The 18,093-nt window shown below is 68.2% G+C and carries 16 protein-coding genes and 1 rRNA gene; 14 read left to right on the top strand and 3 right to left on the bottom strand.

What is annotated here, in order from left to right:
• The 4 genes from rrf to IU459_RS17120 form a co-directional block, all read left to right on the top strand.
• Positions 1–103: ribosomal RNA gene (rrf, locus tag IU459_RS17135) — 5S ribosomal RNA — on the top strand; the annotation flags it as partial.
• 108 nt (positions 104–211) lie between these two features.
• A complete protein-coding gene (locus tag IU459_RS17130; protein WP_228838018.1) occupies positions 212–955 on the top strand; it encodes a rhomboid-like protein in 744 nt (247 codons plus the stop codon).
• Between the two features lie 37 nt (positions 956–992).
• Positions 993–1,682 (top strand): endonuclease NucS, encoded by a 690-nt coding sequence (nucS, locus tag IU459_RS17125; protein WP_195130528.1) that lies wholly within the window; start codon positions 993–995, stop codon positions 1,680–1,682.
• A gap of 44 nt (positions 1,683–1,726) precedes the next feature.
• Positions 1,727–2,026: an ATP/GTP-binding protein gene (locus IU459_RS17120; protein ID WP_195130527.1), complete on the top strand. Its 300-nt coding sequence runs from the start codon at positions 1,727–1,729 to the stop codon at positions 2,024–2,026.
• Positions 2,027–2,437: 411 nt separating this feature from the next.
• On the opposite strand, the gene IU459_RS17115 is transcribed toward IU459_RS17120, so the two are convergent.
• Both IU459_RS17115 and mce read right to left on the bottom strand, forming a co-directional pair.
• The gene (locus IU459_RS17115) at positions 2,438–3,439 is read right to left on the bottom strand and encodes a hypothetical protein (protein WP_195130526.1); all 1,002 of its coding nucleotides are present in this window, start codon (positions 3,437–3,439) and stop codon (positions 2,438–2,440) included.
• An 86-nt stretch (positions 3,440–3,525) separates the two neighbouring features.
• Positions 3,526–3,999, bottom strand: coding sequence for a methylmalonyl-CoA epimerase (gene mce, locus IU459_RS17110; protein ID WP_195130525.1), 474 nt, complete (start codon positions 3,997–3,999; stop codon positions 3,526–3,528).
• Positions 4,000–4,119: 120 nt separating this feature from the next.
• Here mce and IU459_RS17105 point away from each other — a divergent pair, with 120 nt between their 5' ends.
• From IU459_RS17105 to glgB, 6 genes are all read left to right on the top strand, one after another.
• Complete coding sequence (locus tag IU459_RS17105) at positions 4,120–5,298, top strand: acetyl-CoA C-acetyltransferase (protein WP_195130524.1); 1,179 nt, start codon at positions 4,120–4,122, stop codon at positions 5,296–5,298.
• An 84-nt stretch (positions 5,299–5,382) separates the two neighbouring features.
• Complete coding sequence (locus IU459_RS17100; protein WP_440446498.1) at positions 5,383–5,751, top strand: DUF3817 domain-containing protein; 369 nt, start codon at positions 5,383–5,385, stop codon at positions 5,749–5,751.
• A 61-nt stretch (positions 5,752–5,812) separates the two neighbouring features.
• On the top strand, positions 5,813–6,658 hold the full coding sequence (locus tag IU459_RS17095) for a tetratricopeptide repeat protein (protein WP_195130550.1): 846 nt from the start codon (positions 5,813–5,815) through the stop codon (positions 6,656–6,658).
• Between the two features lie 123 nt (positions 6,659–6,781).
• A complete protein-coding gene (locus tag IU459_RS17090) occupies positions 6,782–7,423 on the top strand; it encodes a LysE family translocator (RefSeq protein ID WP_195130522.1) in 642 nt (213 codons plus the stop codon).
• An 81-nt stretch (positions 7,424–7,504) separates the two neighbouring features.
• Complete coding sequence (locus tag IU459_RS17085; protein WP_195130521.1) at positions 7,505–9,508, top strand: alpha-1,4-glucan--maltose-1-phosphate maltosyltransferase; 2,004 nt, start codon at positions 7,505–7,507, stop codon at positions 9,506–9,508.
• Positions 9,505–11,658 (top strand): 1,4-alpha-glucan branching protein GlgB, encoded by a 2,154-nt coding sequence (gene glgB / locus IU459_RS17080; protein ID WP_195130520.1) that lies wholly within the window; start codon positions 9,505–9,507, stop codon positions 11,656–11,658. The genes IU459_RS17085 and glgB overlap by 4 nt, the downstream gene beginning before the upstream one ends.
• Before the next feature lie 162 nt (positions 11,659–11,820).
• Here glgB and IU459_RS17075 read toward each other — a convergent pair whose 3' ends face one another.
• Positions 11,821–12,297, bottom strand: coding sequence for a hypothetical protein (locus IU459_RS17075; protein ID WP_195130519.1), 477 nt, complete (start codon positions 12,295–12,297; stop codon positions 11,821–11,823).
• A 336-nt stretch (positions 12,298–12,633) separates the two neighbouring features.
• On the opposite strand from IU459_RS17075, the gene glgP reads away from it, so the two are divergent.
• The 4 genes from glgP to IU459_RS17055 all read left to right on the top strand — a co-directional run bounded on the left by glgP (position 12,634) and on the right by IU459_RS17055 (position 18,018).
• Positions 12,634–15,207 carry an alpha-glucan family phosphorylase gene (gene glgP, locus IU459_RS17070; RefSeq protein ID WP_195130518.1) on the top strand — a complete coding sequence of 858 codons (2,574 nt, stop codon included), beginning with the start codon at positions 12,634–12,636 and terminating at the stop codon, positions 15,205–15,207.
• 217 nt (positions 15,208–15,424) lie between these two features.
• Positions 15,425–16,786 (top strand): NCS2 family permease, encoded by a 1,362-nt coding sequence (locus IU459_RS17065; RefSeq protein WP_324198903.1) that lies wholly within the window; start codon positions 15,425–15,427, stop codon positions 16,784–16,786.
• Positions 16,787–16,945: 159 nt separating this feature from the next.
• Positions 16,946–17,485 carry a DoxX family protein gene (locus IU459_RS17060; RefSeq protein WP_195130517.1) on the top strand — a complete coding sequence of 180 codons (540 nt, stop codon included), beginning with the start codon at positions 16,946–16,948 and terminating at the stop codon, positions 17,483–17,485.
• A gap of 137 nt (positions 17,486–17,622) precedes the next feature.
• Entirely contained in the window at positions 17,623–18,018 is a 396-nt protein-coding gene (locus IU459_RS17055) for a RidA family protein (protein WP_195130516.1), read from the top strand.
• Positions 18,019–18,093: the final 75 nt, after the last annotated feature.

The following is an 18,093-nucleotide window of genomic DNA, read 5'->3' as shown; positions in this document are numbered from 1 at the left end:
CGGCAGGGAAACGCCCGGTCCCATTCCGAACCCGGAAGCTAAGCCTGCCAGCGCCGATGGTACTGCACTCGACAGGGTGTGGGAGAGTAGGACACCGCCGGAACATCCTTCACGAAAGGCCCTCGACCATGTCGAGGGCCTTTCGTCGTATATGGGCGAAAGTCTCGGCAGAACGCCGCGACGGCTACGGAGCAGGGTTATCCTGCGGACGATGGAGGTAGATATGGTCGTCGCGCCGACGCCGAACGCCTCGGCGCCGCTCGATCCCCGCACGCAGGCGCAATCGCGTTGGTGGCGGCAGAGATTGCCCGCGACGGCCGGTTATGTGGCGGCGCTGATCGCGGTCTCGGCGGTTTTCTCCGTGCTCAGTGACTCCGCGCAGACGCGGATGGTGCTGCACGCGAGTACCAATCTGCACAACCTCCTGAGTGGTCGAATCGGAACGCTGCTGTCCAGCGCGTTCGTGATCGGTGACGTCGCGGGAGCCTGGGTCATCATCCCATTGCTCGCCGGTTTGCTCGCCCTTGCGGAACTCCGTTTCGGTGCAGTGCATTTGGTCGGCGTCTTCCTGGCCGGTCACATCGGCGCCACGTTGCTTGTGGCGGCCGGTTTGTGGTTGGGCGTAGAAGCTGGGTGGGTTCCAGGGAGCGTCCGTTGGGCCGAAGACGTCGGCATCAGCTACGGCGCCATGGCGCTGGTGGGCGCACTGGTCGCGGCCGTGCCGCAGCGGCGGCGGATCGCTTGGACCACAGCGTGGTCGGCCGTTGCCATCGGGGGTGTACTGCTCGGGCAGACTTTCACCCACGTCGGTCACCTCGTGGCGTTCATCATCGGGACGGCCTCCGGCATCTTCATGATTCGCGCGAGAACAATCGCCCGGCGCAGGCTCACCCAGGTCGAAATCGCGCTGCTCGTCGTGAGCGCGCTCCTCGCGGCGATGCTGCTGATGGGCTGACCGCAACGGCATTTGGGCGCTCACCTACAGTGCTTGGGTGCGCCTAGTGATTGCTCGCTGCCAGGTCGACTACGTAGGGCGACTCACCGCCCATCTTCCGATGGCCCGCAGGCTGCTACTGATGAAAGCGGACGGCTCGGTGCTCGTGCACTCCGACGGCGGCTCCTACAAGCCGCTGAACTGGATGAGCCCGCCGTGCTGGCTGGAGGAACGCAACGGCGACACCCCGCTCCCGGAGGGCGCGAAGGCACTGTGGGTGGTCTCGAACAAGGCCGGGGAAGAACTTCGCATCACCATCGAGGACTTCGAGCACGACTCCTCGCATGAGCTGGGCGTCGATCCGGGCCTGGTGAAGGACGGGGTGGAGGCCCACCTGCAGGAGCTGCTCGCCGAGCACGTGCAGACGCTGGGCGCGGGCTACACACTCATCCGCCGCGAGTACATGACCGCGATCGGACCGGTGGACCTGCTGTGCCGGGACGCCGACGGCGGCACGGTCGCGGTCGAGATCAAACGACGCGGCGAGATCGACGGCGTCGAACAGCTCACCCGTTACCTGGAGCTGCTCAACCGCGACCCGCTGCTGGCCCCGGTCACCGGCGTTTTCGCGGCCCAGCAGATCAAACCGCAAGCCCGCACGCTCGCCGAGGATCGCGGCATCCGCTGTCTCACCCTCGATTACGACGCTCTACGCGGCACGGAGAGCAACGAATTCCGCCTGTTCTGAAGCCGGGGTACGGACGGCCCGCGAGCGGGTAATAGGCTTGGCGCATGCCCCGCCGGAAGCCGCGTTCGGATCGCCACGCTGATCGCTCGCGGGCACCGCTCGGGGGCGTGTTCGGTCGCATGGAGGCGGGACCGGACGGTGACGAGACGTACGTTGTCCGCACGATCCCAGGCACCCGTGCGATCAAGACCTACCGCTGCCCCGGCTGCGACCACGAGATCGCGCCCGGGGTCGCCCACATTGTCGCCTGGCCCGCCGACGGCGGCGAGGACGATCGCAGACACTGGCACCGTGGATGCTGGAACGCTCGCCGAACACGCAGAATCACCCGGCGCTGGTCCTGACGCGCCAGAAGACCAGCAACAGGCTTCCGGGAGTAGCGGAGCGCCGCTGATCGGCCGGATGTGCGCTCCCGGACTGCTTTTCGAGGCTCAGCTGAACCCGAGCGCGATGGCCTGGACAGCGAGCACTATCCGGTCGAGGCACCGGTGGGTGTCTGCACGCTGCCGTCGGCACAACGTTGAACTGCGCAACCGCGCTGTACCCGGGGGCGCAAGCGGCACGCTGACCGGCAGCTCGCGGCAATCGACTATGCCGGACCTCTCCGCCGGTCGGCGGAGAGCCTGACGCGTGGGTTCTCGCTGCCGCGATAGTCGTTGCGGACGTGGAGGTCTTGGAATTAGGGAAGGCCGCCCCGGTGCGGGGCGGCCTTCGGTGAATTCGGTTGGTGCTGCTTCAGTCGCCGTGGCCCGACGTCAGTTGCTGATGTCGGCGCTCTCGCGCTCGTCCGAGTCGATCTCGTCGTCCTCAGTGGCGACCTCGGGGATCGCCTTCTGACGCGAGCCGGTGACCGACTTGGTGCCGCCGCCGATCGACTTGCGCTGATCCGGAACGCCGTCCAGCAGTTCGCTTTCCCGGTTGACCGCGGCGAGCATCGCGGGCACCGAGTCGAGCTGACCGCGGATACCGAGCAGCTGGGCGAGCACGCGACCGCGCAGCACGCGCATCTCCTCGGCCAGTTCCTTCGCGTGCGCGATCTTGCGCTCGGAGGTCTGGGTGGCGGAGGTGATGAGGCGGTTGGCCTCGTCGGTGGCGTCCTTGATCCGCTGGGCGGCCTCGGCGCGGCTGGTGGCCTCCAGCTCTTCCATCGCGCGGGTGAGCTTGGTGCGACGCTCGGCCATGGTGGCCTCGAAGTCCTGCTGGGTGGCCTTGCGCTTCGCGTCGGCTTCCTTCGCGATGCGGTCGGCCTCGGCCTGGGCGGCCTCGATGATCTTGGCGGACTCGGTGCGTGCGTTCGCGAGGGTCTGCTCGAATTCGATTTCGAGCGCCTCGCGCTTCTCCTTGGTCTCGGCGAGCAGCGACTCGTACTTGCCACGCATCTCGGTGGCCTGCTGCTCGGCGATCGACACCATTTCCGCTGCCTCGGCCTGCGCCAGGGCACGGACCTCGGACGCCTCGTCGGAGGCCAGGCGCAGCATGCGGGAAATGCGGTCGGACATGCCTTCCGCGGTGGTGGGCGGCACCGAGAGTCGGTCGACCTCCTTGCGGAGTTCGTCGATCTCGTCGCGCGCGTCTTCCAGCTGGCTTGCGAGGTTACGTGCTTGTGCCGCAGCGGCATCGCGGTCGGTGGCGGTGACTCTCAGTTCCGCGTCGAAGCGGTCGAAGTAATTACGCACCTCGTCTTGCGCATAACCCTTGCGCACAACGGTGAAGGGCAGTGCAACGAAGCGATTGCGATCGGACTCGGGTGACGACATGGCACACAAACTACAGCCTGAGGACACCCGATGGTGACTCGACTGCGAATGTCATTCCGACGAGTTTTCTCGACCTGACCTTGATACTAGTGCGTAACATTCGCGTTCGGTTCGACCAACTCGATCAGCACACCGCCAGCATCCTTCGGGTGGATGAAATTGATGCGGGAATCGGCCGTTCCGGGCCGTGGAGCTTCGTACAGCAAACGCAGCCCCTTGGCACGGAGGTACGCGGAGACGGCGTCGATGTCGGTCACCCGGTAGGCCAGTTGCTGCAAGCCCGGGCCGCTGCGGTCGATGAACTTCGCGATGGTGGACTCCGCGTTGAGCGGCGCCAGCAATTGCAGGGCGGTCGCTCGGTCCGGTGCGCCGGGCAGCGACAGCATGGCCTCGTGCACGCCCTGCGACTCGTTGACCTCGCGATGGGTCTCCACCATGCCGAGGTTCTCGGCGTACCAGGCCACCGCGGCATCCAGGTCGGGCACCGCGATGCCGACGTGGTCGACCGCGGTCACGTAGTCCGCGGGGATGAAAGATGACTGATCCGTAACGGTGCTCACCAGTCGAACGTAGCGCGACCTGGCCCAGGACGCGTGAGCCGGACCCGCTACCGTTGAGTAGGAAAACTTGCTCTCGCGCCGCGGGTAGGCGCGGGCAGATCTACGAATGCGAGGCTCGTCGTGACCACTTCCGTGATCGTCTCCGGTGCGCGTACCCCGGTCGGCCGGCTGCTCGGGGGTCTGAAGGACTTCAGCGGCTCCGATTTGGGCGGTTTCGCCATCAAGGCGGCGCTGGAGAAGGGCGGCGTCGCGCCCGACCAGGTCGACTACGTGATCATGGGTCAGGTGCTCACGGCAGGCGCAGGCCAGATTCCCGCCCGCCAGGCGGCGGCGGCCGCGGGCATTCCCATGGACGTGCCCGCGCTGACGTTGAACAAGGTCTGCCTGTCCGGCATCAACGCGATCGCCCTCGCCGACCAGTTGATCCGGGCCGGAGAGTACGAGATCGTCGTCGCGGGCGGCCAGGAGTCCATGAGCCAGGCGCCGCATCTGCTCGAAAAGAGCCGCGAAGGCTTCAAATACGGCGACGTGACGCTGCGCGACCACATGGCCTACGACGGCCTGCACGACATCTTCACCGACCAGGCGATGGGCGCGCTCACCGAGCAGCGCAACGACAGCGAGCCGGTCAGCCGAGCGGATCAGGACGCGTTCGCGGCGGCCTCGCACCAGCGTGCGGCGGCCGCGTGGAAGAACGGCGTCTTCGACGACGAGGTGGTCCCGGTCGCGGTGCCGCAGCGCAAGGGCGATCCGGTGCTGGTGACCAGCGACGAGGGCATCCGCGCCGACACCACGGCCGAGTCGCTGGCCAAGTTGCGCCCAGCGTTCCGCAAGGACGGCACGATCACCGCGGGCACCGCCTCACAGATCTCCGACGGCGCGGCCGCGGTCGTGGTGATGAGCAAGGAGAAGGCGCAGTCGCTCGGTCTGAGCTGGATCGCCGAGATCGGCGCGGCAGGCGTGGTCGCGGGCCCCGACTCGACCCTGCAGGACCAGCCCGCCGACGCCATCGCCAAGGCCTGCGCCCGCGAGGGCATTTCGCCCGCCGAGCTGGACTTGGTGGAGATCAACGAGGCGTTCGCCGCGGTCGGCATCGCTTCCACTCGCAAGCTGGGCATCGACCCGGAGAAGGTGAACGTCAACGGCGGCGCCATCGCCATCGGCCACCCGCTGGGCATGTCGGGTGCGCGCATCCTGCTGCACCTGGTGCTGGAGCTGAAGCGCCGCGGGGGCGGTGTCGGCGCGGCCGCACTCTGCGGTGGCGGCGGTCAGGGTGACGCGCTGATCGTCCGCGTCTGACGCGGGGCATGCGAGGTCCCGCTGTGTCCGGGTGTGATCCGTTCAACTACGACGGGATGTAGTGCATCCGGCACAATGGGGCGCATGGGCAATGTCTTCGACCTGAGCACTGTGGCCAAGCGTTTCCGTTTCGTCGCGGTGCTGGAGGCGATCTCCTGGCTGCTGCTGATCATCGGCATGGTGTTCAAGCGGATTCCCGAGCCGGTGATGTGGCCGGTCAAGGTGTTCGGCATGACGCACGGAATCGTGTTCGTGGTGTTCGTTCTCATCGCCATCGTGGCGGCGCGCGAGCTGCGCTGGAGCGCCAAGACCACCATCCTCGCGCTGATATCGAGCATTCCGCCGTTCTGCACGGTGCTGTTCGAGGTCTGGGCGGTGCGTTCGGGTCAGCTGGGTGAGCTGAGCAACGGTATTTCGGCCGAGTCCGCGGCGCCCGCGTCGGCCACGTCGTGACAAACTGGACGTTGTGAATCGACCAGCCGCACGCCGTCCTTCGCCCGCTGTCGCCGCCGCCATGTCCGGCGCGGTCGATCTGTCCAGCCTGAAGCAGCCCGCGAGTGGCGCGGGCGGTGCGGCCGGCGACTACGCGGTGTCCGAGGCCGATTTCGAGACCAAGGTCCTGCGTCGCTCGATGCAGGTGCCCGTGGTGGTCGTGCTGTACTCGCAGCGCAGCCCGGGCAGCGTCGAACTGGTCCGGACGCTGGAGCGTCTGGTGGCCGCCGACGGCGGCGCCTGGGACCTTGCCACCGTCGAGGCCGAGGCCAACATGCGCATCGCGCAGGCGCTGCGGGTGCAGGGCATCCCCACGGTGATCGCGATCGCGGCCGGGCAGCCGTTGGCCGACTTCGAGGGCGCGCAGCCGGAGCCGCAGGTCCGGCAGTGGCTGGACGCGGTGGTCGACGCGGTGGCGGGCAAGCTGGAGGGCGGTGGACAGCCACAGCAGCCGGCCGAGGACCCGCGTTTCGCGGCGGCCGAGGCCGCGCTGGAGCAGGGTGACCTGGCTGGCGCGGAGGCGGCCTACGAGGCCATCCTCGCCGCCGAGCCGGCGAACGAGGAGGCCAAGGGCGCGCTGCGCCAGCTGCGGTTCCTCGCCCGCGCGCAGGAGCTTCCGGAGGGGGCCATCGCGACCGCGGACGCCGACCCGTCGAATGTCGACGCCGCGATCGACGCCGCCGACCTGGAGCTGTTCCAGCAGCGACCGGAGGCGGCGTTCGACCGGCTGATCGAGGTCGTCAAGCGCACGGCGGGCGACGAGCGCACGAAGGCGCGCACGCGCCTGCTGGAACTGTTCGAGCTGTTCGACCAGGCCGAGCCGTTCGTCGTGTCCGCGCGCCGTAAGCTCGCCGCCGCACTGTACTGAGCGCGCGGGCCGGCGCCTTTTCGAGTTGGCCGCGGTCCGCCTGACCGCGACTTCCCGGGATGCCCGCGAAGATGGCCCCGGAAACCAATGGCCGAGCCGGGGCGGAACTGGGACCATCGGCTGATGCCGCACTGGGTTCACGTTCTTCCCCAATTCCTGCTGGCCTGCCTGATTCTCGCGGCGCTGCCGGGACCGGCGACCGCTCTGTTCCTGCAGCGCTCGGTACGGGACGGACGCACCGCGGGCCTGGCGGCCGTGGCCGGGAACGAAATCGGCGTGCTCGGCTGGACGCTCGCAGGCGGGGCCGGTCTGTCGGTGCTCTTGGTCGCGAACCGGGCGATGCATACAGCGGTGCACATCGTCGGGGCGCTGGTGTTGATCTGGCTCGGCGTGCAGGCGTGGCGGGGTGCGCGCGGCGGGGACGAGTTCGGTAGCGCGATGACGAAGTTGCTCCCGTCGGGCCGCACGCCCGGCTCCGCCTTCCGCGCGTCGTTGCTCTCGATCGCGGCGAATCCCAAGGCGGCCGTCTTCGGTCTGACGATCCTGCCGCAGTTCCTTCCCACCAACGGGCCGGTGCTGCCGACCGTGCTGATCCTGGCGCTCATCCAGTTGGTGATCGACACCGCCTGGTGCGTCGGAGTGGTCTTGGCCGCCGACCGCGCGGGTGCCTGGCTGCGCCGGACCGGCGTCCGGCAGCGGGTCGAGCGCGCACTCGCCGCGATCCTGGTCGCCCTTGGTCTCGGACTCGCCGCCGACGCACGCTGACCGAGCCCGCCCGCGTGCCGAATCCGCTCCGGAATGCCCGCTGACCCGGTCCTCCGCGCGGTGTACCGGTAGGTTGGTCCCGTGACCGGCCGCATCGCTATCGATGACACTGCCCCGTCCATCGCAGGCGGTCGGCCTGCCAAGGCCGTGGTCGGCGAGGTATTCCCGGTGCGCACCGTGGTGTGGCGAGAAGGCCACGACGCCGTCGCCGCCACGCTGGTCGTGAAAGGCCCCGGCGCGGCGCGACCAACCCGTGTCCGTATGACGCCGGACTACGAACCCGACGTGTTCAATGCCACGTTCACCCCGAACGCCGCGGGCACGTGGACCTACCGCATCGAAGGGTGGAGCGACCCCATCGCCACCTGGCGCTCGGCGATCGAGGCGAAGCTGGCCGTCGGGCAGAGCGCCGCCGACTTGGACAACGACCTCGAGCTGGGTGCCCGGCTGTTCGAGCGCGCCGCGCAGGCCGTCCCGAAGAAGCAGTTCGAGCGCCTGCGGGCGGTCGCGGCGGCACTGCGCAGCGCCGAGCAGCTACCCGCGCGGGTGGCCCCGGCCTTCACCGAGGAAGTCGCCGACATCCTGCGCGCCACACCGCTGCGCGACCTGGTCACCCGCGGTCCCCAGCACACAGTCCACGTCGAGCGGCACCGCGCGCTCTACGGCTCGTGGTACGAATTCTTCCCACGCTCGACCGGCGGTCGCGACGCCACCGGCAAGCCGGTCCACGGCACCTTCGCGACCGCGGCCGAGCAACTCCCGCGTATCGCCGGCATGGGCTTCGACGTGGTGTACCTGCCGCCGATCCACCCGATCGGCGAGGTGAACCGCAAAGGCCGCAACAACGCGCTCACCGCGGAGCCGGGTGATGTCGGCTCGCCGTGGGCGATCGGTTCGAAGCATGGCGGTCACGATGCCGTGCACCCCGGGCTGGGCACGGAGGCCGATTTCGCCGCGTTCGTCGCGGCGGCGCACCGGCACGGCCTGGAGGTCGCGCTCGATCTCGCTCTGCAATGCGCGCCCGACCATCCGTGGGTGCGGGCCCATCCGGAATGGTTCATCACCCTGCCCGACGGCAGCATCGCCTACGCCGAGAACCCGCCGAAGAAGTACCAGGACATCTACCCGGTCAACTTCGATCTCGACCCCGATGGCCTCTACGCCGAGGTGCTGCGCGTGGTACGGCACTGGATCGACTTGGGTGTCAAGATCTTCCGCGTCGACAACCCGCACACCAAGCCCGCCGACTTCTGGGAATGGCTGATCGCGAACGTACGCCGCACCGACCCGGACGTGATCTTCCTGTCCGAGGCGTTCACCCGCCCCGCCCGGCTCTACGGGCTGGCGCGGCGCGGATTCAGCCAGTCCTACACGTATTTCACCTGGCGGGTGGCGAAGTGGGAGCTCACCGAGTTCGGCAACGAGCTGGCCGCGAAGGCCGACGAAGCCCGCCCGAACCTGTTCGTGAACACCCCGGACATCCTGCACGAGAGCTTGCAGCACGGCGGTCCCGGCATGTTCGCCATCCGTGCGGTGCTGGCTGCCACCCTCGCACCCACCTGGGGCGTGTATTCGGGTTTCGAGCTGTTCGAGCATCAGGCGGTGCGTCCGGGGAGCGAGGAGTACCTGGACTCGGAAAAGTACGAGCTGCGTCCGCGCCCGTTCGCCGAGGCGCTGGCCCGCGGGGAATCATTGGAGCCGTGGCTCACCCGGCTCAACGAGATCCGTCGCGCGCACCCGGCCCTGCAGCAGTTACGCTGCCTGCACTTCCATCACGTGGACAACGACGCGCTGCTCGCCTACTCCAAGATCGACCCGGCCAGCGGCGACGCCGTACTCGTCGTGGTGAACCTGAACCCGTTCGGCGCGGAGTGGGGCATGCTCTCGCTCGACCTGCCCGCGATCGGACGCGAGTGGCACGACCACCCGGTGGTGTACGACGAGGTCAGCGGTGAGGAATATCACTGGGCCCAGACCAATTACGTGCGGTTGGACCCCGCCCACGCGGTCGCGCACATCATCACATTGCCGCCGGTATCCCAGCAGGCCCGCACCGAGCTGGCCTATCGCAGGACGCTGCGATGAGGCGAAGGGACCTCATGCTGCTCGCGGCGGGCACGCACGCCGACCCGCACACAGTGCTCGGCGCGCATCCCCATCCCGATGGCACGGCCGTGCGGGTACTGCGACCACATGCGGAAACGGTGTCGGTGCGAGTGGGCGGCGTCGACCATGCGCTGAAATCCGTTGGCCACGGCGTGTTCGCCGCGGTGGTGCCGCATCCCGAACTCATGGACTATCGCGTCGTGACCACCTATCCCGGCGGTCAGACGATCATCAGCGCCGATGGTTACCGCTTCCTGCCCACGCTCGGCGACCTCGACCTGCATCTGATCGGCGAGGGCCGCCACGAGCGTCTGTGGGAAGTGCTCGGCGCGCATCCGCGCCGGTACACCACCCTGGACGGCGAAGTCCAGGGCACGTCGTTCGCGGTGTGGGCGCCGAACGCCCGCGGCGTCACCGTGATCGGGGATTTCGACGGCTGGAGCGGTAATACCGCGCCGATGCGCTCGCTGGGCTCCTCCGGCATCTGGGAGGTCTTCGTCCCGGGTGTCGGACCGGGCAGCAAATACAAATACCGGGTGCACGGCGCCGACGGACGCACCGTCGATCACGCCGACCCGCTGGCCTTCGCCACCGAACAACCTCCGGCCACGGCTTCGGTGGTCGCCGAAAGCCACTACGTGTGGCACGACCACGCCTGGCTGGAGCGGCGCGCGGCCACCGACCCGACCCGAGCGCCGATGAGCGTCTACGAGGTGCATCTGGGCTCGTGGCGTCCCGGCCTCGGCTATCGGGAAATGGCCGACCAGCTCGTCGAATACGTGCAGGCGGCCGGATATACCCACATCGAATTGCTCCCCGTCGCCGAGCATCCGTTCGGCGGTTCGTGGGGGTACCAGGTCACCTCCTACTATGCGCCGACGGCGCGTTTCGGTTCCCCCGACGACTTCCGCGCTTTCGTCGACCGCATGCACGCCGCGGACATCGGAGTACTGCTGGACTGGGTCCCCGCGCACTTCCCCCGCGACGAATGGGCGCTGGCCCGTTTCGACGGCACCCCGCTCTACGAACACGCCGACCCGCGCCGCGGCGAGCAACTCGACTGGGGCACCTACGTCTTCGATTTCGGCCGACCGGAGGTGCGCAACTTCCTGGTCGCCAACGCGCACTACTGGATCGAGGAATTCCACATCGACGGCCTGCGCGTGGACGCGGTCGCCTCCATGCTCTACCTGGATTACTCGCGCGCGGAAGGCGAGTGGGAACCCAACGTGCACGGTGGCCGGGAGAACCTGGAGGCCGTCGACTTCCTCCAAGACCTCAACGACACCGTGCACCGCAACCACCCCGGCGTCGTCACCATTGCCGAGGAGTCCACCACTTGGCCCGGCGTCACCCGTGGCACCGACGTCGGCGGACTCGGGTTCACGATGAAGTGGAACATGGGCTGGATGCACGACACCCTAGGGTTCCTCGGCCGCGACCCGGTGCACCGCGGCTGGCACCACAACGAGATGACTTTCTCGCTGATGTACGCCTGGAGCGAGAACTACGTGCTGCCGATCAGCCACGACGAGGTGGTGCACGGCAAAGGCACGCTCTGGACCAGGATGCCGGGTGACGATTTCGCCAAGGCGTGTGGCGTACGGGCGCTGCTGGCCTACATGTGGGCGCATCCCGGCAAGCAGCTGCTGTTCATGGGGCAGGACTTCGGCCAGTTCCGCGAGTGGTCGCACGACCGCGGCCTGGACTGGCACGAACTGGACAACCCCCTGCACCAGGGCATAACCGCGCTGGTGCGGGACTTGAACGCGGTCTACCGCGCCTGTCCCGCCCTCTGGAGTCAGGACACCACGCCGGGCGGCTACGCGTGGATCGAGGCGAACGACCGCGTCAACAACGTGCTGGCGTTCCTGCGCTACGGCTCGGACGGCTCGGTCGTCGCGTGCGTCTACAACTTCTCCGGATCGATGCACGAGGCCTACCGCGTCGGCCTTCCGCACGCGGGCCGCTGGCTCGAACTGCTCAATACCGACGCGGTGCACTACGGCGGCGCCGGTATCGGCAACCTCGGCGAGGTGATGGCGATCGAGGAGCGATGGCACGACCGACCCGCCTCGGCCACGGTGACACTCGCGCCGAACAGCGCGGTTTGGCTGCGGCCCGCCTGACGATCCGTCGACGTGGCCGCGCGTCAGCCGTGCTGCGAAAAGTGTCTAGGTGAGCGAGCCGTTCAGGGTGTCCGATGGGCGTGCGGTCCCCGTTGCTCGGCCTGAGCGGCTGTCATACGGTGGCCGCATTCGGCTCGCTCGCGCCGCACCGCTGTGCGGCGCTTACGGCATTACCAGGCACGCGATGCCGAGGTTCATGCCGTTGCCGACCGTCATCGCTGGTGTGCTCACGGCGGCCGTTCCCTGCGTCATGGCGGTCCCTGGTGTCGTCGAGGGTCCTTGCGTCGCGGAGATGGTGTGTTGTCCGGTCGCGGTGGGCGTCCAAGTCGTGGTGGCCTGGTTGCCGCTCACCTGCGCAGGATTCGGGGAGAAAGTGCCGCCGGCGCTGTCGGTGAACATGACCGGGTCGGAAGATGAAGCACTGTCCATCATGGCCGTCACGCGGTATTCGCAGTTGGTGCCGTAATTCGCGAAACCGAAGCTCATTCCTTGCGCCGCGCTGACCGATGTGACTGCCGCCCCGGCGTTCGGTGCGACGAGCACGAGGGTGGTCGCGATGGCTCCGATTCCGGTGATGCCTGCTCCGACCCGCGACAAGTGGCGTTTGCGGGCGCGATTCGGGTGTGCTGTCGTCCACATCTTGATCACTCCCGGACTGATTCGGTTGATGCGGCCGGATGGTCCGCACAGCTTGAGGGTTTGCCCCGCGATCCGGAGTTCACAACCGAGCGCGGGTCTCGATCGGGTAGCGGCATGCCGTACGTCGCGACGAGCTCCGGAACTCCAGGTGGGCGGCGTTTGCGACAAAGGGGCCGGTGAGCGTCACGTGTCCGTTCCGTGACGGTAGAGCTGGTTACCCGGCTTCGGGTAAGTGGCGCTGCCGGCCGGGCATCGGGGCGAAACGTGCAGGTCGGAGGTCATTCCGCCAGTACGCCAGCACGGCGTGTCCGCCCGGTCCCGTGTAGGTTCTACCCAATGAAGGCATTGCGTCGTTTCACCGTCCGTGCCCATCTGCCCGAGCGTTTGGCGGCCCTGGGTGAGCTCGCCACCAACCTGCGCTGGTCGTGGCATCCGCCGACGCAGGACCTGTTCGCCGCGTTGGATCCGCGGCGGTGGCAGGAGATGGGGCATGATCCGGTCCGGATGCTGGGCGAGGTGCCCGCGGCGCGGTTGGACGAGCTGGCCGCCGATCCGGATTACGTCGCACGGGTGGACGCCGCGGCCGCGGACCTGCGCGATTACCTGGCGGCGCCGGGTTGGTTCCAGCGTCGCGCCGGGGAGGAGGGGGTGCAAGGCATCGCCTACTTCTCGATGGAGTTCGGCGTTACCGAGGTGCTGCCGAACTACTCCGGTGGGCTGGGCATCCTGGCCGGCGATCACCTGAAGGCCGCATCCGATTTGGGACTGCCGCTGATCGGCGTGGGACTGCTGTACCGCTCGGGGTACTTCCGGCAGTCGTTGTCCGCGGACGGCTGGCAGGCCGAGCACTATCCGGCGCTGGACCCGCAAGGCCTTCCGCTGCGTGCGCTCACCTCGGGTGCCTCGCCGGTGCTCATCCACGTGGCCATGCCCGAGGGCAGGGTGCTGCGCGCGCGGGTGTGGATCGCGCAGGTCGGCCGGATTCCATTGCTGCTGCTCGACTCGGACATCGCCGAGAACGATCCGGAATTGCGCGCGGTCACCGACCGCCTCTACGGCGGCGACCAGGAACATCGGATCCGGCAGGAGATCCTGGCCGGCATCGGCGGCGTCCGCGCGGTCCGCGCCTACACGGCGGTGGAAGGGCTGCCCGATCCCGACGTGTTCCACATGAACGAAGGCCACGCGGGCTTCCTCGGCGTCGAGCGCATCCGCGAATTCGTCGCGGCTGGACAAGATTTCGATGCCGCGCTGGCCGCGGTGCGGGCGGGCACGGTGTTCACCACGCACACCCCGGTCCCGGCGGGCATCGACCGGTTTCCGATGCCGATGGTGCGCCGCTACTTCGGCGGCGCGCACGGCGAATCCGAATCCGCGCTGCTGCCCGGCCTTTCCGTGGACCGGATCGTCGCGCTCGGACGGGAAGCCGACCCCTCCGTCTTCAACATGGCCCACATGGGACTGCGGCTCGCGCAGCGCGCCAACGGCGTCTCGAAGTTGCACGGCGAGGTCAGCCGGTCCATGTTCGCCTCGCTGTGGCCCGGATTCGACCCCGCGGAGGTGCCGATCGGGTCCGTCACCAACGGTGTGCACGCCACCACCTGGGCAGCGCGGGAATGGGTGGACAAGGCCCGTCAGCACATCGGGGCGGAGCTGGTCGAGGAGGCGCGCGGCTGGGAACGGCTGCGCGATGTCGACCTCACCGAGCTGTGGTCGACACGGAACACGCTGCGCGGCATCCTGGTCGAGGAAGTGCGCCGCCGATTGCGGGCGTCCTGGCTGGAACGCGGCGCGGCGGAGGCCGAACTCGGCTGGGTCAACGGGGTTTTCGATCCGAACGTGCTGACCGTCGGCTTCGCGCGGCGGGTGCCGACCTACAAGCGCCTCACCCTGATGCTGCGCGATCCGCAGCGATTGCGCGCCCTGCTGCTGGACCCGCGCCGTCCGATGCAGATGGTGGTCGCGGGCAAGAGCCACCCCGCCGACGACGGCGGCAAGGCGCTCATCCAGCAGGTGGTGCGCTTCGCCGACGATCCGGAAGTGCGGCACCGGATCGTCTTCCTGCCCGACTACGACATGTCTATGGCTCGCTTCCTGTACTGGGGTTGCGACGTCTGGCTGAACAACCCGCTGCGCCCGCTGGAGGCGTGCGGCACCTCCGGCATGAAGTCCGCGCTGAACGGCGGGCTCAACCTGTCCATCCGGGACGGCTGGTGGGACGAGATGTTCGACGGCGAGAACGGCTGGGCCATCCCAACGGCGGACGGCGTCCGCGACGAGCAACGCCGCGATGACCTGGAGGCCGCCGCGCTCTACGACCTGTTCGAGCGCACCGTCGCGCCGCGCTTCTACGATCGCGACGCGTCGGGCATGCCGGTGCGCTGGGTCGAGATGGTCCGGCACACCCTGCAGACCTTGGGGCCGAACGTGCTGGCCTCCCGGATGGTCCGCGACTACGCGGTGGAGTACTACGCCCCTGCCGCCGCGGCCTACCAGCGGGCGACGGCCGACGATTTCGCGGTCGCGCACGCGATCGCGGAGTACCGCCACCGGGTGGAGTCGGCGTGGCCGTCGGTCAAGGTGATCCAGGTGGACAGCGCGGGGCTGCCGGACACGCCGGTCATCGGGGCGCGGCTGTCGCTGACCGCGCGCGTCGAGCTCGGCGGGTTGAGCGTCTCGGACGTCGTGGTCCAGGCGGTGCTCGGACGGGTGTCCGCGACCGATGACCTCTCCGACATCACGACGGTCCCGATGACGCACAGCGGGTCCGATTCCGGCGTGGAGCTGTTCACCGTCGACACCCCGGTCCCCCTGTCCGGCGCGGTCGGCTATACCGTGCGCGTGCTGCCGCACAGCGACCTGCTGGCCTCCGACGCGGAGTTCGGCTTGGTGTCCGCGCCGAGCGCGTAGCTTCCGGCGATCCGGACCGGCCCGCCACTCACGCCCGACGAGAGGCCCCGACTCGCCAGGGCCGAATGGGCCGCAACCTCGGGTGTGGCGTCGCCGCTGGTTCGTTTCGTGGCGTTGATCACGGAAGCGTCGTCGGTGGCTGACGCGAGTTGCCGGAGGCAGTGAATCGTCGGCTACCGTGCCTGGAATCCCTTTTCGTTCCGCACTGGAGTCAGCCATGGTCACCGACGTTCTGCACCGGACCCGAGGACGCGTCGACGGATACTTCGGCGTCCGATCGACCGGCTCGACCGTGAAGCGGGAGCTCATGGCGGGAACAGTGACGTTCCTCGCGATGTGCTACATCCTCGCGGTGAACCCGGCGATTCTCGGCGACCAGGGCCCGCTGGGCGACAAGGGCATCCCCATGCAGGCGGTGTTCACCGCGACCGCGGTGGCCGCGGTGTTCGGCACGCTGGTGATGGGCCTGTGGGCCCGGTACCCGATCGCACTCGCACCGGGGATGGGACTCAACGCGTTCTTCGCGTACTCGGTGGTGCTCGGCATGGGGATTCCGTGGCAGGTGGCGCTGTCGGGCACGTTTCTGTCGGGCGTGATCTTCTTCGTCCTCGCGGTCACGAAGATCCGCGAGCGCATCCTCAATGCCATTCCGATGCAGCTCAAGCTCGCCGTCGGCGCGGGCATCGGGCTGTTCGTGGCGTTTCTCGGGCTGCGGAACGCGGGCATCGTGGTGAACAGCGAAGCGACGCTGGTCACGCTCGGCGACTTCACCAAGGGCACGACGCTGCTCGCGTTGTTCGGGCTGCTGGTGACCCTGGTGTTCCTGGTGATCGGCTGGCACGGCGCGGTGCTCTACGGCATCGTGCTCACCACTATCGTCGGCATCGTCAGCGGCTTGGTCGATCTGCCCAGCGGCGTGGTCGCCGCACCCAGGGGACTCGAGCACACCTTCGGCCAGGCGATCATCCACCTCCCCGACGCGTTCACCGCGCAAATGGCGGTGGTGGTGCTCACCATGCTGTTCGTGGACTTCTTCGACGCCTCCGGCACCCTGATCGGCGTCGCGAACCAGGCCGGGCTGCTGGACGAGAACGGCAAGCTGCCGCGTGCCGCCAGCGCGCTGGCCGCGGATTCGGTGGGCACCATGGCGGGCGCCGTCATCGGCACCTCGACGACCACCGCCTATGTCGAGTCGACCGCGGGCGTCTCGGCGGGCGGCCGTACCGGGCTGACGGCCGTCACCACGGCGGGCTGGTTCCTTGTCGCGATGTTCTGCTACCCGATCTTCGCGGTGGTGGCGGGCGCCGTGGAGATCACCGCGCCCGCCCTGATCGTGGTCGGCATCCTCATGGCTCGCGCGCTCGGCCAGATCGAGTGGAACCGGTTGGAGTACTCGGTTCCGGCGTTCGTCACCATCGTGATGATGCCGCTGACCTACTCCATCGCCAACGGCCTGGCCATGGGCATGCTGCTGTACCCGGTCGTCATGGTGGCCAGGGGCCGGATCAAGGAAGTGCACCCGGCCATGTGGGCGCTGATGGTGGTCTTCCTCGGCTACTTCTTCTTCCTCGCGGAGTAACCTCTCGCTCGCTTTCGCGCTGAACCATCTCACTCACCGGACCGTGGAATAAGCCGAGTGGGTTGGGCAGTTGAGCCCTTCGTGCGACAATCGGACCGCAGTCCGGTTTTTTTGCCGAGGCACCATGTCCGGGAACGACTTGCAGGGATGAGGACCAGCATGACCATCAAATCCGTACTCGAACGCAGCAGCGGGAACACCCAGTTGGACGCGATGTCCGCCGACATCGGCTTGCTGATCGTGCGAGTCGTCTTCGGCGGCTTGCTCGCCGCGCACGGCGCGCAGAAGCTCTTCGGCTGGTGGGGCGGCCCGGGCTGGCGAGCCAACGCCGACGGCTTCGAGCAAATGGGCTACAACCCGGGGAAGATCTTCGGGACGCTGGCCGGCCTGACCGAACTCGGCGGCGGCCTGCTGCTGCTGCTCGGCCTGCTGACCCCGCTGGCCGCTGCCGCCGTGCTCGGCACCATGATCAACGCGATCAACGTCACCTGGAGCGGTGGCCTGCTGACCGGCAAGGGATACGAGATGGGAGTGCTGTTCGCGGCCGCGGCCGTGGGACTGGCATTCACCGGTCCCGGCAAGATCTCGTTGGATGCGGGACGTCCGTGGGAGCGTCAGGGATTCGTGTGGGGTGTGGGAGCGGTGATCCTCGGGGTCGTGACCGGCATCCTCACGCTGATCCTGAAGTGGGTGCTCTGAGCCATAGCCGAATTCGCGGCGCGGTGACCTCGGGTCGCCGCGCCGCGGTCGTTTCCGGCCGGCGTCATGTCACACCGCGGCCTGCTGGATCGTCGTTTCGGTGTTGCAGCAGAAGACAACCGAGCAAGGAGATGACCATGGCCGTCGAGATCAGCAACCCCGCCGGACTGCACGACCCGACCGGATTCGGCTACAGCCATGTGGCGACGGCACGCGGGGAGTTGGTGTTCATCGCGGGGCAGTACGACTCGGACGCCGAAGGGCACACCACCAGCATGGATTTCGCGGCTCAGGTGGACAACGCGTTCGCCAATCTCGGCATCGCGCTGCGCTCGGCGGGATTGGACTTCACCGACGTCGCGCAATTGCGGACGCATATCGTCGAACACGACCTGGACAAGCTGGCCGTGCTCGGCAAGAAGATCGCGGCGATCTGGGGCGACAGGCCGCCCGCGCAGACGCTGACCGGAGTGGCCGCGCTCGCGCTACCCGGGATGTTGTTCGAAGTCGACGCGGTGGCCGTGCGCGGCTGAGATCGCATCGCCGGACAAGGGATTCGGTGGTGTCCCCGCGCCGCGTGCAGGGCTTGGCGCGGGGACGATCGATAC

It is taken from the genome of Nocardia amamiensis, from assembly GCF_015477605.1.
Lineage (GTDB): Bacteria > Actinomycetota > Actinomycetes > Mycobacteriales > Mycobacteriaceae > Nocardia > Nocardia amamiensis_A.
This window is presented reverse-complemented; position numbering and strand designations above follow the sequence as displayed.

Bases quoted from the DNA above. Each gene is read 5' to 3' on its own strand.
- IU459_RS17090 (WP_195130522.1), top strand. From the start codon at position 6,782: ATGCCGCACTGGGTTCACGTTCTTCCCCAATTCCTGCTGGCCTGCCTG.
- IU459_RS17055 (WP_195130516.1), top strand. From the start codon at position 17,623: ATGGCCGTCGAGATCAGCAACCCCGCCGGACTGCACGACCCGACCGGA.
- IU459_RS17060 (WP_195130517.1), top strand. From the start codon at position 16,946: ATGACCATCAAATCCGTACTCGAACGCAGCAGCGGGAACACCCAGTTG.
- IU459_RS17100 (WP_440446498.1), top strand. From the start codon at position 5,383: ATGGGCAATGTCTTCGACCTGAGCACTGTGGCCAAGCGTTTCCGTTTC.
- IU459_RS17065 (WP_324198903.1), top strand. From the start codon at position 15,425: ATGGTCACCGACGTTCTGCACCGGACCCGAGGACGCGTCGACGGATAC.
- glgP (WP_195130518.1), top strand. From the start codon at position 12,634: ATGAAGGCATTGCGTCGTTTCACCGTCCGTGCCCATCTGCCCGAGCGT.
- IU459_RS17130 (WP_228838018.1), top strand. From the start codon at position 212: ATGGAGGTAGATATGGTCGTCGCGCCGACGCCGAACGCCTCGGCGCCG.
- IU459_RS17120 (WP_195130527.1), top strand. From the start codon at position 1,727: ATGCCCCGCCGGAAGCCGCGTTCGGATCGCCACGCTGATCGCTCGCGG.
- IU459_RS17095 (WP_195130550.1), top strand. From the start codon at position 5,813: ATGTCCGGCGCGGTCGATCTGTCCAGCCTGAAGCAGCCCGCGAGTGGC.
- glgB (WP_195130520.1), top strand. From the start codon at position 9,505: ATGAGGCGAAGGGACCTCATGCTGCTCGCGGCGGGCACGCACGCCGAC.
- IU459_RS17115 (WP_195130526.1), bottom strand. From the start codon at position 3,439: ATGTCGTCACCCGAGTCCGATCGCAATCGCTTCGTTGCACTGCCCTTC.
- IU459_RS17075 (WP_195130519.1), bottom strand. From the start codon at position 12,297: ATGTGGACGACAGCACACCCGAATCGCGCCCGCAAACGCCACTTGTCG.